At 63.5% G+C, this 15,428-nt stretch carries 13 protein-coding genes and 1 pseudogene; 6 read left to right on the forward strand and 8 right to left on the reverse strand.

All coding sequences use genetic code 11. The features are described from left to right. The 5 genes and pseudogenes from QM712_RS34820 to QM712_RS34840 form a co-directional block, all read left to right on the forward strand. Positions 1-580, forward strand: a pseudogene (locus QM712_RS34820) (cobaltochelatase subunit CobS); the annotation flags it as partial. 143 nt (positions 581-723) lie between these two features. After that, entirely contained in the window at positions 724-2,625 is a 1,902-nt protein-coding gene (gene cobT, locus QM712_RS34825) for a cobaltochelatase subunit CobT (RefSeq protein ID WP_415027685.1), read from the forward strand. Further along, complete coding sequence (locus QM712_RS34830) at positions 2,622-3,695, forward strand: esterase-like activity of phytase family protein (protein ID WP_415027686.1); 1,074 nt, start codon at positions 2,622-2,624, stop codon at positions 3,693-3,695. The genes cobT and QM712_RS34830 overlap by 4 nt, the downstream gene beginning before the upstream one ends. Positions 3,696-3,840: 145 nt before the next feature. Then, entirely contained in the window at positions 3,841-4,953 is a 1,113-nt protein-coding gene (locus QM712_RS34835) for an NADH:flavin oxidoreductase/NADH oxidase (RefSeq protein ID WP_415027687.1), read from the forward strand. 452 nt (positions 4,954-5,405) lie between these two features. Next, positions 5,406-5,816, forward strand: coding sequence for a hypothetical protein (locus QM712_RS34840; protein WP_415027688.1), 411 nt, complete (start codon positions 5,406-5,408; stop codon positions 5,814-5,816). Between the two features lie 321 nt (positions 5,817-6,137). Here QM712_RS34840 and QM712_RS34845 read toward each other — a convergent pair whose 3' ends face one another. The 7 genes from QM712_RS34845 to rpmB all read right to left on the reverse strand — a co-directional run bounded on the left by QM712_RS34845 (position 6,138) and on the right by rpmB (position 13,260). Next, positions 6,138-6,389: a PilZ domain-containing protein gene (locus QM712_RS34845; protein WP_415027689.1), complete on the reverse strand. Its 252-nt coding sequence runs from the start codon at positions 6,387-6,389 to the stop codon at positions 6,138-6,140. Between the two features lie 221 nt (positions 6,390-6,610). Continuing rightward, complete coding sequence (locus QM712_RS34850; RefSeq protein WP_415027690.1) at positions 6,611-7,915, reverse strand: DUF2235 domain-containing protein; 1,305 nt, start codon at positions 7,913-7,915, stop codon at positions 6,611-6,613. Positions 7,916-7,946: 31 nt separating this feature from the next. Then, positions 7,947-8,177, reverse strand: a complete 231-nt coding sequence (locus tag QM712_RS34855; protein ID WP_415027691.1) for a hypothetical protein — start codon at positions 8,175-8,177, stop codon at positions 7,947-7,949. A gap of 32 nt (positions 8,178-8,209) precedes the next feature. Then, entirely contained in the window at positions 8,210-9,847 is a 1,638-nt protein-coding gene (locus QM712_RS34860; RefSeq protein ID WP_415027692.1) for an esterase/lipase family protein, read from the reverse strand. Positions 9,848-10,133: 286 nt separating this feature from the next. Next, positions 10,134-10,787 (reverse strand): hypothetical protein, encoded by a 654-nt coding sequence (locus QM712_RS34865; protein WP_415027693.1) that lies wholly within the window; start codon positions 10,785-10,787, stop codon positions 10,134-10,136. A gap of 179 nt (positions 10,788-10,966) precedes the next feature. Then, positions 10,967-12,124 (reverse strand): AAA family ATPase, encoded by a 1,158-nt coding sequence (locus QM712_RS34870; protein WP_415027694.1) that lies wholly within the window; start codon positions 12,122-12,124, stop codon positions 10,967-10,969. A gap of 827 nt (positions 12,125-12,951) precedes the next feature. Next, positions 12,952-13,260 carry a 50S ribosomal protein L28 gene (gene rpmB / locus QM712_RS34875; RefSeq protein ID WP_212347519.1) on the reverse strand — a complete coding sequence of 103 codons (309 nt, stop codon included), beginning with the start codon at positions 13,258-13,260 and terminating at the stop codon, positions 12,952-12,954. A 540-nt stretch (positions 13,261-13,800) separates the two neighbouring features. Between rpmB and QM712_RS34880 the strand changes: the two genes are divergently transcribed. Next, positions 13,801-14,610, forward strand: coding sequence for a DUF3108 domain-containing protein (locus QM712_RS34880; RefSeq protein WP_415027696.1), 810 nt, complete (start codon positions 13,801-13,803; stop codon positions 14,608-14,610). A 596-nt stretch (positions 14,611-15,206) separates the two neighbouring features. Here the strand turns inward: QM712_RS34880 and QM712_RS34885 are convergent. Further along, on the reverse strand, positions 15,207-15,428 hold a 222-nt coding region (locus QM712_RS34885; protein WP_415027695.1), incomplete at its 5' end, for a hypothetical protein.

The raw sequence follows: 15,428 nt of genomic DNA on the forward strand, positions 1-15,428 counted from the left end.
CGCGCTGGTGTTCGACGAATACGACGCCGGCCGCCCGGACGTGATGTTCGTGATCCAGCGCGTGCTGGAAGTCTCGGGCCGCCTCACGCTGCTGGACCAGAACAAGGTGATCAAGCCGCATCCGGCGTTCCGCCTGTTCGCGACCGCCAACACGGTCGGCCTCGGCGACACCTCGGGCCTCTACCACGGCACCCAGCAGATCAACCAGGGCCAGATGGACCGCTGGTCGATCGTCACCACGCTGAACTATCTCAGCCATGACGAGGAGGTCGAGATCGTGCTGGCCAAGGCCAAGCACTATCGCACCCAGGAAGGCCGCGACATCGTCAACAAGATGGTTCGCCTCGCCGATCTCACCCGCAACGCGTTCGCCAATGGCGATTTGTCGACGGTGATGAGCCCGCGCACGGTGATCACCTGGGCGGAAAACGCCGACATCTTCGGCGACATCGGCTTCGCCTTCCGCGTCACCTTCCTCAACAAGTGCGACGAGCTCGAGCGTCCCCTGGTCGCCGAGTTCTACCAGCGCTGCTTCAACGCCGAGCTGCCGGAATCGGCGGTCAACGTGGCGCTGAGCTGATGTCTCTCGGTGTGTCTTCCCGGCGTAAGCCGGGACCCACACCGCGTGATGTCTCAATAGAACGACGCTGATAGTTTTTCCTGACCTAGCGACGGCCGGTGGTTATGGGTCCCGGCTTTCGCCGGGACGACGGATACGGTGAGATGACCACCTCCAACAGCAAATTCCGCAACACCAAGGAAGCCCCGACCGAGCCGTTCAAGCGCTCGGTGGCGTCCTGCCTGAAGGCGATCGCCAAGACGCCGGAGCTCGACGTCAGCTTCGCCGCCGAGCGTCCGGGTCTCGCGCCCGGCAAGGCACGGTTGCCCGAGCCGGCGCGCAAGATGACCAAGCGCGACGCCGCGATCGTGCGCGGCCATGCCGACTCCATCGCGCTCAAGATCGCCTGTCACGATCCGAAACTGCATCGCAAGCTGATGCCCGGCAATCCGCAGGCGCGCGGCGTGTTCGAGGCGGTGGAGCAGGCCCGCGTCGAGGCAATCGGCGCGCGCCGCATGGCGGGCGTTGCGAAGAACCTCACCGCGATGCTCGACGACCATTTCCATCGCGGCAAGTTCGACGAGATCACCGATCGTGCCGATGCGCCGCTGGCCGATGCGCTGGCGATGCTGGTGCGCGAGCGCCTGACCGGCATGGCGCCGCCGGCGGCCGCGAAGAAGATGGTCGATCTCTGGCGGCCGATCCTCGAGGACAAGATCGGCAAGCGGCTCGACCGGCTCGACGGCGTGGTCGAGGACCAGACCAAGTTCGGCGATGCCGTGCACGATCTCCTGACCGCGCTCGAGCTCGGCGAGGACCGCAACGCCGACACCGAGGACAATGACGACCAGGACGAGAACCGCGACGGCGACAACGACCAGTCCGGCGCCGAAGGCTCGCCCGATTCCGACGCCGCGCAGGAGATGAGCGCAGACCAGGCGCAGGCCTCGAGCGAAGAGATGAGCGACAGCGCGATGGAAAGCGCGCAGGCCTCGACATCCGACACCTTCGACGACGGCGAACTCGGCGACGACGAGACGCCGGGCGAGGCGACGCGGCCGAATTCGCGCGGCCAGAACGAGCCGCGCGGGCCCGAATACCACGCCTTCGCGCCGAAATTCGACGAGGTCATCGCCGCAGAGGATCTCTGCGATCATGACGAGCTGGAGCGTCTGCGTTCCTACCTCGACAAGCAGCTCGCGCATCTGCAGGGCATCGTCGCCCGCCTCGCCAACCGCCTGCAGCGCCGCCTGATGGCGCAGCAGAACCGCGCCTGGGAGTTCGATCTCGAGGAAGGCATTCTCGATCCCGCTCGCCTGTCGCGCGTGGTGACCGATCCCTATCATCCGCTGTCCTTCATGCACGAGAAGGAAGCGACGTTCCGCGACACCGTGGTCACGCTGCTGCTCGACAATTCCGGTTCGATGCGCGGACGTCCGATCACGGTCGCGGCGACCTGCGCCGACATCCTCGCGCGCACGCTGGAGCGTTGCGGCGTCAAGGTCGAGATTCTCGGCTTCACCACCCGCGCCTGGAAGGGCGGGCAGTCGCGCGAAGCCTGGCTTGCCGCCGGCAAGCCGGCCAATCCCGGCCGCCTCAACGATCTGCGCCACATCATCTACAAGTCCGCCGATGCGCCCTGGCGCCGCGCGCGGAAGAATCTCGGCCTGATGATGCGCGAGGGGCTGTTGAAGGAGAACATCGACGGCGAGGCGCTGGACTGGGCGCACAAGCGCCTGCTCGGTCGGCCCGAGCAGCGCAAGATCCTGATGATGATCTCGGACGGCGCGCCGGTCGACGATTCCACGCTGTCGGTCAATCCCGGCAACTACCTCGAGCGGCACCTGCGCCACATCATCGAGGAGATCGAGACGCGCTCGCCGGTGGAGCTGATCGCGATCGGCATCGGCCACGACGTCACGCGCTATTATCGCCGTGCTGTGACGATCGTGGACGCCGAAGAGCTCGGCGGCGCCATCACCGAGAAGCTCGCCGAGCTGTTCAGCGAGACGCACACCGCGCCGCAGCCGACGGCGAACCGTCCGCGCCGCAAACTGCATTCGTGACCACGCATCCATCCCGCCGCCGTTTTCTCGGCCACGCGGCGGCGGGATTCTCCACTCTCGCGATATCCCGCCTTGCGCGGGCCCAGCCTGCGAGCGAGCCGCCGCCGCGGCCGCCGCAGGTCGAGCACGCCGTCACCGCGCCGGTCGCGATCGAGGTCAACGCGCGGCCGATCCCCGCCTTCGAGCCGCGTGACCGCGCCCGCGTGCGCTTCGGCTCGCTGGAATATCGCAGCGGCCTCGTGCTGACCTCGCCGCATCGCGGCTTCGGCGGCCTGTCCGGCATCCGCTTCCTCGACGACAAGGGCGAACGCTTCCTCGCGCTGTCCGACCAGGGCACCTGGTTCACCGGTGCCATCCGCTATTCCGGCGGCAAGATGGCGGGGCTCGACGACGTCGAGGCGGCGCCGATCCTCAATGCCGAAGGACGGCCGATCACCGAAAAGCGCCTCTGGTACGACACCGAGTCGCTCGCGCGCGACGGCGACCACGTCTATGTCGGGCTTGAGCGCGTCAACCAGATCATGCGGTTCGATTTCGCCAAGGGCGGCACGCGCGCGCCGGGCGAGGTGATCGCCGTGCCCACCGGCGTGCGCAAGCTGCCCTACAACAAGGGACTGGAGGCGCTGGTCTTCGTGCCGAAAGGCCAGCCGCTCGCGGGCACGCTGATCGCGCTGTCGGAAGGCGGGTTCGACGCCGACGGCAATCTGGTCGCATTCCTGATTGGAGGTCCGACGCCCGGCCAGTTCAGCGTCCGTCGCACCGACCAGCAGCTGATCAGCGACGCGGTGCTGCTGCCTTCGGGCGAGCTGCTCATCCTCGAACGCAAATTCTCCTGGCTCAGCGGCATCAACATCCGCATCCGCTCGATCCCGCTCAAGTCGATCGCGCCCGGCGCGGTGGTCGACGGCCCCGTGCTGTTCAATGCCGATCTCGGTCACGAGGTCGACAACATGGAGGGCATCGACGCCCACGTGACGGCGGGCGGCGAGACCGTGCTGACGCTCGTCTCCGACGACAATTTCTCGCTGCTCCAGCGCACGCTGCTGCTGCAGTTCACGCTGGTGGAATAGGACCCGCTGTCATCGACCGCAGGCTCGTCCATGACCCTCGCCGCAATGCATGACGCCGTGGGCGGGCATGTTCGCCGCGCGGCTGGCAATCCGCGTTTGCGCCATTAAACTCTCCGCATTGCCCTCTCATCCCCGGATCCCCCGCATGAGCGCCCTGTTTTCACCGATCACGTTGCGTGGACTGACCCTGAAGAACCGCGTCGTGGTGTCGCCGATGTGCCAGTATTCGGCCGATGACGGCGTCGCCACCGACTGGCACTTCACCCACATCAACAATCTGGCGCTGTCGGGCGCGTCGATGTTCTGCATCGAGGCGACCCATGTCGAGGCGATCGGCCGCATCACGCCGGGCTGTCTCGGGCTCTACAGCGATGCCTGCGAGGCGGCGCTGAAGCAGATCCTCACCTCGGTGCGCAAGCATTCGACCACGGCGATCGCGATGCAGCTCGCCCATGCCGGCCGCAAGGCGTCGAGCGCGCGCCCATGGGATGGCGGCCAGCTCATTCCGGAATCGCAGGGCGGCTGGCAGACGGTGGGGCCGTCCGCGGTACCGCACAAGGAGGGCGAGGCCGCGCCGCTGGCGCTGGATGCCGCGGGTCTCACCCGCATCCGCGAGGCCTTCGTCGACAGCGCGAAGCGCGCCGCCCGTCTCGGCATCGATGCGATCGAGCTGCACGGCGCGCACGGCTATCTCCTGCACCAGTTCCTCTCGCCGATCTCCAACAAGCGCACCGACGCATATGGCGGCTCGCTGGAGAACCGCATGCGCTTTCCGCTCGAAGTGTACGACGCGGTGCGCGCGGTGTTCCCGCACGACAGGCCGATCGGCATGCGGGTGTCGTCGACCGACTGGGTCGAGGGCGGCTGGGATTTGGCGCAGACCATTGCGTTCGCGACCGCGCTGAAGGCGCGCGGCGTCGACTGGATCGATGCTTCCTCCGGCGGTGTCTCGCCGCTGCAGAAGATCCCGCTCGGCCCCGGCTACCAGGTGCAGTTCGCCGACTCCATCAGGCGCGAGACCGGCCTGCCCACCATCGCCGTCGGCCTGATCACGGATGCGAAGCAGGCCGGCGAGATCGTCGACAGCGGCAAGGCCGACATGGTCGCGCTCGCCCGCGGCATGCTCTACGACCCGCGCTGGGGCTGGCACGCCGCCGCCGAGCTCGGCGGCCAGGTCGAGGCCCCGCCGCAATATTGGCGCTCGCAGCCCTCGACGCAGAAGGAGCTGTTCGGCAAGACCACGTTCGGCGCGCGCTGAATTCTTCGTCTCTCCCACGTGCCGGGACAGGTCGGACTTCATGCGCGGCTTGAAGTCCGGGTAAGCGGCAGGTGCGGGCGTGGTGCGCGGCCGTGCCGCGAAGTCGTCATGGCGAGCGCAGCGAAGCAATCCGGGCTGCGGCTTTGGAAAGATTCCGGTTCGCTTGAGCCTGTCATCGGGCGGCGCTTCGCGCGGGCGTGTTGGCTTGCAATGATGACGGCAAGAGCGGACGCAACCCTGACGGCTCGTCGTCGCCAAACAACTCCCTGTGGTTATGGGTCCCGGCCCCCATGCGCAATTGCGCACCAGGCCGGGACGATGAGAAGGGCGCGGCGCGGGCTATCGTACCGCTCACCACCGCGCGACCTCACGCATCCGTAACCCCCCTTACCTTTCACCGACCGCAAATCTGGCCTAACCTCCGGCCGTTCAATGCCTCACGGAGGCCGGGCATGCGGTTTCGTGTTCGCAAGACAGCTCACGTGTTCGAGCGCGTAGGCCTCGCGATGGCCGGGGCGGCGTGCGGCCTGTTCGTCGGCGCCTATGTCGGCACGGCGATCTCGCCGCTGACCACGCAGGGCTTCCTGCTGCTGATGATGCTGCTCGGCTTCGTCGGCTTCTATCTCGGTATCGACACGCCGCAGCTTCCCTTCGACGACGCGCACAGCCACATCGACGCCGCGGAATTCCTCAGCTCCGCCGGCACGCTGTTCGCCACGCTCACGGCGCTCGGCTCGGTCGCGATCATCGTGCTGCGGCTCGAGCCGCACATCGCCTGGAGCTGGCTCGCTCTGTTCGGTTGGGTCGGCGGCGTCGCGATGCAGATCGTCGCCGGCGCGAAGGCGCGGATGCGGAAAGCGTAAGACGCCCTGCCAGTTGTCGTGAAACGTCGCGCCCCAGGCGCGCTGTGCCCCCTCACTTGCGGGCGGGGCTGTCGCATATGAGTTGAAAGGCTGCCCGACGCGTTCGGCCTGCATGATTCTCGCGGGGGGCTTCTCACCATGACGGTCTGATATCTCGCCGCGAAACGCGACCTCATCCTGAGGGCCCGCCACAAGCGGGCGTCTCGAAGGATGGCCGCTGGCGAGCGTCTCGCGACGTTTTGTCCTCAGATGCGATAGTCCGGGACCTGCAGGGGAAGGGCAGCACGACGGGCAGCCGCACGGCGCGCCCGTCGCGGGTCGTCAGAACACCACGCCGATCCGCGTTCCCCGCTTCCAGGCGATGCGGCAGCGCTTGCGGGTGTTGACGTGCAGCAGCTCGAACCGGTCGGGCACCTTCACCTGACCGCCGAGATCGACGCAGGCGCCGCCCGGCGAATAGTCGATCAGCGTGCAGGGGATCACCGGCGCGCGCGGGTCGGTGATGATCTTGGCCTGGCGGGACACCAGCCCCGCGGGCTTCACGCGGGCGAATCGGCGCGGATGCTGTGGCACGTCTCCTCCAACTCCGCTGTTCTTGCGGAAGTCTCGTCGGCGATGATGGCGGCGCAGATGATGCGATCAGGCTAAGGCCGGGCCGAGAATTTTAATGAAAAGTGGTCGCCGCTTCGCAAATCGGCGGTAGTCCGGTGGGGCGCTTTCCCTCTCCCCCTGCGGGAGGGTGGCTCGCCGCGCGGCGGCGAGACGGCCAAGCCAGAGCCCAAGCCTCCGCGCCCTCACGTCGCTCCCACGCCCTCCGCATGCGGCGGCGCCACCGGCATCGGCACGATCTGATACGCCAACGGCAAGTTCACCGGCCGGTAGTTCGTATCCGCCTCCATCCGCCGCAGCACGCTCTCGTGCAGATGCGCGCCTTCGGGAATGACGCGCGGCTCGCCATCGGGAATGTAGAAGCCGAGCACCACCCTGCGTGCCGGCCATTCCCTGTACGCCGCGCTCTTCGGCAGGAACTCCAGCACGCGCCACGGCAGCGTCATCGAATCGTGCAGCCCGCCCGGAGCGCCCGCCGTGCCGGAGAAGCTCGGCGGCACGTACTGGAACGGCGAGTTCTTGCGCTGGATGCCCCAGGCGAGCTGGTTCACGGTGCGCGTGTTGAAGTTCAGCCCCGCCTTCGTCGCCTCGTCGATCATCCACAGCAGCGGATATTTCGAGGCGCCGCTCTCGCTCTCCTTGTAGCCGCCGCCGACGTCGCAATGCACGCCGGCGAACCACACCTGCGAGATGTCCTGCGGCTGCTTCTTGTCGTCGGGCACGAAGCGGTTGCTCCAGAATTGCTGCGGATCGTCCCATTGCTTCAGACGAAACATGCAGCGCCGCTCGTCGATCGAGATCGCCTGGCGGAAGGTCTGCACGCTCGGGTTCTGCAGCGTGAACGCCAGCTCCTCCAGGCTCGGCCAGTACAGCCGGTCGGCGCGCGGCACGATCACGCTCGCCACCGTGTCCCACACGCCGATGAAGTGCACCGTCGGCCAGCGCGACGAGGTGATGCGCGCGAACTGCGCGGCGAGGTCGAACTTGTCCTTCGGCAGCGGGCCGTCCTCGTCGAAGCCGCTGTCGGTGAGGTCGCTGACGTCGTTGCCGCGCCCGAGCCCGGAATATTGCTTGTAGGCGACGAGGCCGGAGCCCGCGAGGTTCGCCTGCTCCGGCGAGATCAGCCCGATCTTGTGGATCAGCCCGGCCAGCACCCGCACCGTGTAGGCGCCGCGCGAGAAGCCGAACAGATAGATCTTGTCGCCCGGCTTGTAGTGCTCGACCAGGAAGCAATAGGCGTTGAGCACGTTGTCATCGAGCCCGTAGCCGGTGGCGAGCCCCAGCACGAGGTTGATGTTGGCTTTCCAGCGGTGCCACGTGGTCGGCTCCGTCACCGTGCCGACGCCGGGATCGTAGAACACCATCTGCCGCGGATGCGTCTTGTCGGTCTTGCGCAGGCAGCGATAGAGCTTCAGGACGTTGGAGATGTTCTCGGAGATCTCGTTGCCGGTGCCGTCGCAGCAGATGACGAGGTTGCCGTAGCCGTTCATGTCGCCTCACAGGTCACGCGGACTGTACCTGCTATTTGTCTCCGTAGTGTTTCTTCCAGACGTCGCGGGCGATGCCGATCGTCTCGATCCTGTCCTCGAACAGGCGGTAGTTCACCTCGTCGCCTTCGGTCAGGTCCTGAAAGCCCTCGTCGCCGCCCTGCACCGAGCCCGCGGTGAAGATGACGGTCGTTCCGTTGCTGGTCCTGATCACGCCGATCCCCAGCGGGCGGTAGATCTTCTCGACGGTCCCGTAGCCATTCATGATGCCGCTCGTTCCCTGTTGCTCGACGCTGTTTAGGTGTTCTTCAGCCGCCACCTGACTTCCATCGCGGAGCCGGGCAGCATGATCCGGTCATGGGAGAAATGCGCCTTTCGCCCGGCAGCGGTCGGCTCGTCGCGCTGCTCGACCCGTCCGGGCGGAACGAGCCTGTTGCTCGGCACGAAATACTCGAAATCGCCCTCGACCACGGCCTCGACCTGCGCCCCGTGTACGATCCAGGGCGCCGAGAACATGAAATGCGGCAGCGATACCGGCACGACCGAATCGTATTCCATCCGTATCGTCACGGCAGTCCCGACCTTCGCAACCAGGGCCGGGGGCAGATGGTAGCTCCGCAGCAGCCAGGTCGCGGCTTGCCGCGTGCTCGTCGGCCATTCGACATCGCCGGGCGCCAGCGGCACGCCGTCGATGGTGATGGAGAGGCGCGGAAAGAAGGTCGACCAGACCGTGGCGTCGTCCTGATTCCTGAGGATGGAGTTGACGGAGAGCCGCAGCGCATTCTGTTCGGCCTGCGGAAGCAGGTCGAGGCCGACCTGATGGATGTAGACCGGCGGCGGTCGCCGCTGCCACAGGCTGTTGGCGGCGAACGAGATGCCGAAATCGATATGCTCTTCTTCCAGCAGGAAACGATACTGGCAGATCGTGCTGCAGGTGCCGTAGGCCGACAGTGGGCCTGCTCTCGGCGGATCCCGCCGCAGATTGATCTCGGTGAAGAATTCGAGGTCCTTGCTGACGCGGCTGAACCGATTGCCCCATATCTCCTGGCTCGCCTTCCAGACATGGTCCAGGACGATCGGGTCGGTTCGGCGGGAGATCTGCAGGAAGCTCTTGGCCTCCAGATATCTGACGTCGTTCGGCTCCGCCGGCTTGACCAGCTGGATGTGCCCGTAGGACAGCGGCTTCCAGTCGATCGCGCCGTAGAATCCCTTGCCCGAGGCTTCGTTCACGGCGATGTCGTCCTCGCCGGTCACGGCCCGGACGGCGAGCCACATGCGCTGCGGGCCGGCGCTTTCGTGGCCGCCATTGACGATCCGGAACGCCCATTGATCGTGGAGGCGCGTGAGGAATTCGCTGCCGGTCGCGAGGTCGGCGAGCTGGCGCTGGCCTCTCAGGAACAGGTTGATGGCGCCGCGCACCAGCGGGACTTTCAAGCCGATCCCGAAGCCGACCAGCTTGGCGATGTTGATGAGGTCGCTGCCGGTGGTCGGCGTTCCATAGAGCAGCAACCCGCTGACGGGCGGAGGCCTGTTCGCGCGCTGCACCTCGTCGACGATGTACTTCATGCACACCAGGCCGCCCATGCTGTGCGCGATGAAGACGATGCTGTCATACGCGTGCGGCAGCTGCGACAGCGCGCCGGCAAGCTGGATCGCGGCGTTGTCGATCGGCGCCCCCCGGAGATAGGAGGTCCGGTATCCGAAGGCGTAGACGTCGTAGTCCTGCAATTCGTCGTCTTGGAGGATGAGCTCGACGAAGCCGGCGTCGGCCCCATTGCTTCGCCACGTCGTCACGATGTCCCCGGTGACGCCATGCACGAACACGACGCATCGCGTGTTCTGATGTCCGGTCCGGCTGTACCGGATCAGGTGATCCTTCACCACATGCGTGGTCTGAACGGCGGCCGGCCGGGTCTGTTCGCTCTCGAGGGGCACAATAGCAACCCTGTTTTCGGTGAGGCAGTTGGCGCAGTCTCTTGGGTATCGCTGAAAATATCGGGCTTAGGCTTGAACAATCTTAGATAGCATAGCCGTTTTGGGGAGTAGCGGACAAGGGCGTCGTGGAGCGTCGGTTGCCGCGGATGCTTGTCGTCCTTTCTGCGCTGGTGGCGGCAGAGATTCGGGGAGTTGGACATGCTCTTAGAGAGATTGTCTCCAGCACCGTCACGGCGATATTCTTGTATGGATACCCGAGTTGCTCTCAGATCGTTGTCAGATGTTCCTAGTTACAAAAATTGCCGTTGCAATAGACTTCAGACGCTGCCGCGGCGTAGTACGCGGCCGTTTCGAGAGAATTGAGATTGCGGGTGCCGAATTGTTGCGCTCGATTGAGCAAGTGAGCCGCAACCTGCTTGGATCTTAGATCTAGTGCCAGTTGCGTCACTTCGGATTCAAGTTCGACCAGCACGGCTGCCGCCTGTCGTCTGAAGCGCTTTTCAAGTCCAAGCTCTCGAAAATGATAGATGAGCTTGCCGGATAGCCCGCCGTACTTTTCTTCGTCTAGCGAGACAAAGTAGGTGAGTATCGGCCCACCATCCCGAATCTCTAACTCTGCAAATAGCCACCGGATGTTCTCCGGAAGTCGATCGAAGTAAGGATGAAGAAAGCTTTCATTTGGCCCTGCCGGCCTTTTTTGTCGCTTCAAATGATTGCATGGGTGGCATATGGGCAGGAGATTTTGAGGGAAGACGTTCAATTCGTGAAATGTCTCTTTTGGAAGAAAATGGTCAAGCTCGTAAACTTCGCCAAAGCTACAGTATGGGCAGTAGTCCGATGAGGAGTGAATTTCTTCGTAGGCGTATCGACCAGTGCCGGTTCGAGCAGCCATGCGACGGTCGTAAAGATCGCGCATCCCTGAGCGCTCGCTGGTCGTCATCGCCATCGGCTCCAAGCGATGCAGAGCCCCGGCGCGTGCAGCGGCGCAGTAGTCAGATCCAGCCTGAACTATGCGGCTGCTTAAGGCCACAAGACGATTGCGGCTGTCGGCATCGCGAGTCTGATTCACACAGGCGGAGTATAGGTCGCCATGATCGAGGGTAGGCAGTGACAATGGCCTCATTCTTCTTCGTCCTCGCTTGTAAAGACACGCGCGAGTGCTCGCCCTTCTCCGCCAATCTCGTCGCCAAATTCTTTGATGACGATATCGAAGTCGCCGCCCTTCGCCGCCTCCTTCAATAGTCGATAGAAGCCGCTTCGGGAGACTTCGAGCCCAAACACCTTGCGCGTGAGCATTCCAACGTTCTCTGCAAACGTTTCCGTTTTCGGTCTGCGTATGCGTATTCGTTCGCCAGTCCTAGAAATAACAGAGACACATCTTGCAGGTACTTCCTGAAGAACGACGGGCGAATGCGTTGCGATGATTGCAACTCCGTTCTGAGAAATCAGTAGTTCGGATATTGCTCTAATTAGCGATCCAAGCAGAGGGGGGTGTAAATGCGTTTCTGGCTCGTCGATGATCACCAGAGACCTATCACTGACGTTTTCGACGAGACGAGCGATCGTTAGCAGAACGATTTTATGGCCAGAGCTGAGGTCCGGAAAAATCTCAACAAGAGATCGTCTTCCCCCACTCGGATCGTCAATGAAATCTGCTAGGCCTGGGTCCGATCGGAGGACGTTTAGTGCCTTGATCCAGCGTTGGTATCTTTGCTCGTTAAATCGAGGGGGCGCCTTGTTAGTTAGTGTTCCAAAGATTCCAGAAAATTCTTGGTAGAAATCATCTGCTGTTTTCAGGGCAACTTGCTCTTCGATCACGCCAACTCTGTTGGCGACTTCAATATGCTTTTTGATTCCAATGTAATGATATGGGATCGAACTATCGGATCGCCTACGATCAGCAGTTATGGGGTCAAATCGATCGAACGCACTGTATGAGACAACGATTAAGTTTAGAAACTCGTTGCTCTTGTCGGTGAACTCGAACTGGCCTGATACTCCTATCGATCCGAGCTTATTTTCAGTAAGTGCATCTGCCATCCCGGCGAGCAGTCTGGTTTTTCCAACACCATTTCTGCCAATAAGCACGTGTACGTTCGTGGGTGGCCGTGAATCCGGTCTGACTGCAAACTCGCACTGTTCAGGAAGCTCTGAATATCCCGTCGAAAACTTGAAAACGAACTCGTACGGGGTGAGCTGCGAGTCGCCCCTGAGAATTCTAGGAAAACTGTCTAGAACGTCTCGGCGAGAAACCGTTCTAAGTAACGAAGTCTGCATTCCCTCTTCGTCTCTGAACGCTTCGAATATCGTACTGTCGAAGACGCAATCTCGAATAGCTTTCAGATACGTGGAGGCTAATGGTTCGCCCAGTTTCGATAGGTTGAGATAGTAGTCTCTATCCGCGCCGAGAGAGCACCACCGATTGTCGAGGCTTTCGAAGTGATTTGGTGGATTAGCTCGGCCACTTCTGAGCCCTCGACTGAGTATCCGCAATCCGCCGATGTCGTGCCGCGTGCCATTTTGATCGTAAACGACTGAATGAAATGACGTCCGAAATTTAAAGTCATCCCAATTGTCATTTATTAGGAAGCAAACTTCCTTGCGATCGCTGTATCTTTGGTCAAGGTCCGTTGTGAAGAAGCGCAATTGGATTGCTCCGGTATCAAGTATCCAACGGGTGCTGCACTTAGGCTGGCGATTGCACAGCGTGTCGGTTTATCGAGATTGTCCGCTGTCGTGCATTCCCTAAGGAGGGCTTGATTGACGCATGCCGTGCGAATGTTGACGCGCCAATTTCAAGTTCGCAGTTCAATTGAACTTAGCCTTGAATTGATTGGAAATCGGAAGTTGGTCTTGTTTTGAAAGAATGCTGCATAGCCATCGTCTCCAAGCTCGGTTCTCGATAAATGGCAGCGTATGCAACTCCTAGTTATTTCCCCAACTTGGTTCGCTTGCAATCTCTCATGGATCATTCGTTCGTCTAGAGTCGCTGAGCCACAAACAAAAACGGCCGGATCTTCCGATCCGGCCGTAAACGCAAGAACGCTACTGGCTAAGCCTACGCCACACGACGCAACTTAGCCCCCGCCCTGTTCGAAAATCTCTTAGCTGGCCTTCTTGACCGGCGCGGTGGTGCCGACCTTCTTCTGGATGGCGCGCTTCAGCTCGAGGGCGCGCGGCGACAGGGCGTCGGCGTTGGCCTTGAGCAGGAAGGCGTCGAGGCCGCCATTGTGGTCGACGCTCTTCACCGCGTTGGTGGAGACGCGCAGGCGCACGTTGCGCTCCAAGGCTTCCGAGATGAACGTCACGTTGACGAGGTTCGGCAGGAAGCGGCGCTTGGTCTTGATGTTGGAGTGGCTGACCTTGTGGCCGACGAGGGGGCCCTTGGCCGTCAGTTCGCAGCGGCGAGACATGGCAAAAATCCTTGGTTCGAACCCCCAACGAGTGCGGCCGCCATTTTGGGCGCCACGGGGGCTAATTCTGTGTCCTTGCAGGGAGCGGCGGACGTATAGGGGGGAAGGGCCGGACAGTCAAGTTTTTGGGGCCCTGTTCGGGCCGCTTCCGGCGCCGCGCTCGCTTCGCCCGCCCGCGGGGGAGGGTTGGCGAGAGGGTGTCTCCCCGGGGAGAGACTTCGTGCGTGCTCCCGGCAGGCGAAGGCCCTCGCCCGGCGCTGCGTGCCGAGCTCCTCGGCGCGGCAGCGGTGCTTCATCCCGCCGCGCCCCGATCACTAAAACGGCAATGATTGAAAAGCCTTACCATCACATAAAGGGCGCATTCGCACCTGAAAAGTCCGGTGGAGTTCCGGGGCTTCCGGGCCCCGGACACATTGTTTCCCGCCGGATTCGGCTTAAGTAACGACCGTTCGCGCTCCATTGGATGATTTCGTGCCAACGCTTCCCCTTTCTGCGATCAGGCCGCGCCTGGCCGGTCCGCGCTCGGCCGGCCGGCTGGCGCTGGCGGCCTTTTGCGGGCTGATCCTGGCGTGGGTCGCCGCGCCCGCGGCGGCGCAGGGCAAGCTGGAAGCGCAATATGAGGCGACGCTGGCGGGCATTCCCGTCGGCAAGGGCGCCTGGAATATCGACATCCAGGACGACGTGTTCTCGGCGGCCGCCTCGGGCGGCACGTCCGGCATCCTGAAATCGATCGCCAACGGCTCCGGCACCGGCGCCTCGCAGGGGCGGGTCGTCAACGGCGCGCTGGTCGCGACCGGCTACCAAGCCTCCACCACCACCTCGAAGAAGACCGAGGAGATCCACATCACCCTCGACAAGGGCAATGTGAAGGAGTTCGGCATCGTGCCGGAGCCGCCGGTCGATCCCGACCGCATCGTCGTCACCGACGCGCATCGCCGCGGCGTGTGGGACCCGATGACGGCCTCGCTGCTGCGCGTGCCCGGCACCGCCGATCCCTTGTCGGCGGAGGCCTGCCACAACGGCGCGCCGGTGTTCGACGGCCGCATGCGCTACGACCTCAAGCTCGATTTCAAGCGCATGGAAACGGTGAAGGCCGAGAAGGGCTACCACGGCCCGGTCGTGGTCTGCGCGCTCTATTTCGTGCCGGTCGCCGGCTACATTCCCGACCGGCCCGTGATCAAATATCTCTCCGCCCAGCGCAACATCGAGATCGCCTTCGCGCCCGTCGCCGGCACGCGCATCCTGGTGCCGTTCTGGATCAAGATCCCGACCCCGCTCGGCCCCGCGATGCTGGAAGCGACCAGCTTCATCACCACGGCGCAGCCGCCCAGGGTCGCGAAGACGCAGTAGCGCGCGTCGGGCGTCGGCGAGGAGCGTTTGCCTCGAAGCCTTCAGCTGCGCAGCCCGGATGAAGCGAAGCGCAATCCGGGACCCCGCCCGCCAGTCCCTGCATTCCGCGGCGCTTCATGCGGACGACCCCTCCGCGTCATTTTGGGGCGCGCGCAGCGCGAACCCGCAAATCCATCCTGAGACGAACGCTGCGGCCTGATGGGATTCCGGGCGCGTGCCAAGCGGCGCGCCCCGGAATGACGGCGGGGAGAGTTCGGTGCACCGTTCCAACACCTTGCGCCCCGTCACCCCGCCGGCCGCCGTCCGCCGGTGTCTACTGTGCATGGGGTTGTTTTCGCGAAATCGGATTGCAGCCCCGAACCCCCACCCTGAGGAGGCCGCGAATGCGGCTGTCGCGAAGGGCAAGGCCCGGCTCTCGCGATCGGGAGGTCGCAGCCGGGAATCCATTTGACTCCGCCCCGATTCTGATTCGACTCCGCGCCGTCCCCAATTTTAAGGAACGCGTCATCAAAACGTCGCTTGTGCGGCAGCACAAAACTCCATCTAGTGCGATGGAAATCAGAGTCCCGCGACATCTTGCGTGAACGTAACAGGACTCAACGGGGAGTCAGCGATTCGGCCGCGATTCGTTCTAGAGTCGTTCCGAAGCTTAAGGACAACGGGAAAAGCGTCGCAAAGTGAGACAGTTGCGCGGGATTTTCGGACGGCGTTCCCACGCCCATGGCGCCGTCGCCCGGCTCGGCCGGGCGATCCGGTCCGCCGAGCGGGCTGTGGTCGAGCGGACGGCCCGCGGCGCGCCGGATGCTCTGGCCGCGCCG

Origin of the sequence: Bradyrhizobium sp., assembly GCF_047605465.1 — a bacterium.
Lineage (GTDB): Bacteria > Pseudomonadota > Alphaproteobacteria > Rhizobiales > Xanthobacteraceae > Bradyrhizobium.

Coding starts and splice junctions, on each gene's coding strand:
- QM712_RS34855 (WP_415027691.1), bottom strand. CDS start 8,177: ATGAATGGCTACGGGACCGTCGAGAAGATCTACCGCCCGCTGGGGATC.
- rpmB (WP_212347519.1), bottom strand. CDS start 13,260: ATGTCTCGCCGCTGCGAACTGACGGCCAAGGGCCCCCTCGTCGGCCAC.
- QM712_RS34870 (WP_415027694.1), bottom strand. CDS start 12,124: ATGCAGACTTCGTTACTTAGAACGGTTTCTCGCCGAGACGTTCTAGAC.
- QM712_RS34835 (WP_415027687.1), top strand. CDS start 3,841: ATGAGCGCCCTGTTTTCACCGATCACGTTGCGTGGACTGACCCTGAAG.
- cobT (WP_415027685.1), top strand. CDS start 724: ATGACCACCTCCAACAGCAAATTCCGCAACACCAAGGAAGCCCCGACC.
- QM712_RS34865 (WP_415027693.1), bottom strand. CDS start 10,787: ATGACGACCAGCGAGCGCTCAGGGATGCGCGATCTTTACGACCGTCGC.
- QM712_RS34850 (WP_415027690.1), bottom strand. CDS start 7,915: ATGAACGGCTACGGCAACCTCGTCATCTGCTGCGACGGCACCGGCAAC.
- QM712_RS34840 (WP_415027688.1), top strand. CDS start 5,406: ATGCGGTTTCGTGTTCGCAAGACAGCTCACGTGTTCGAGCGCGTAGGC.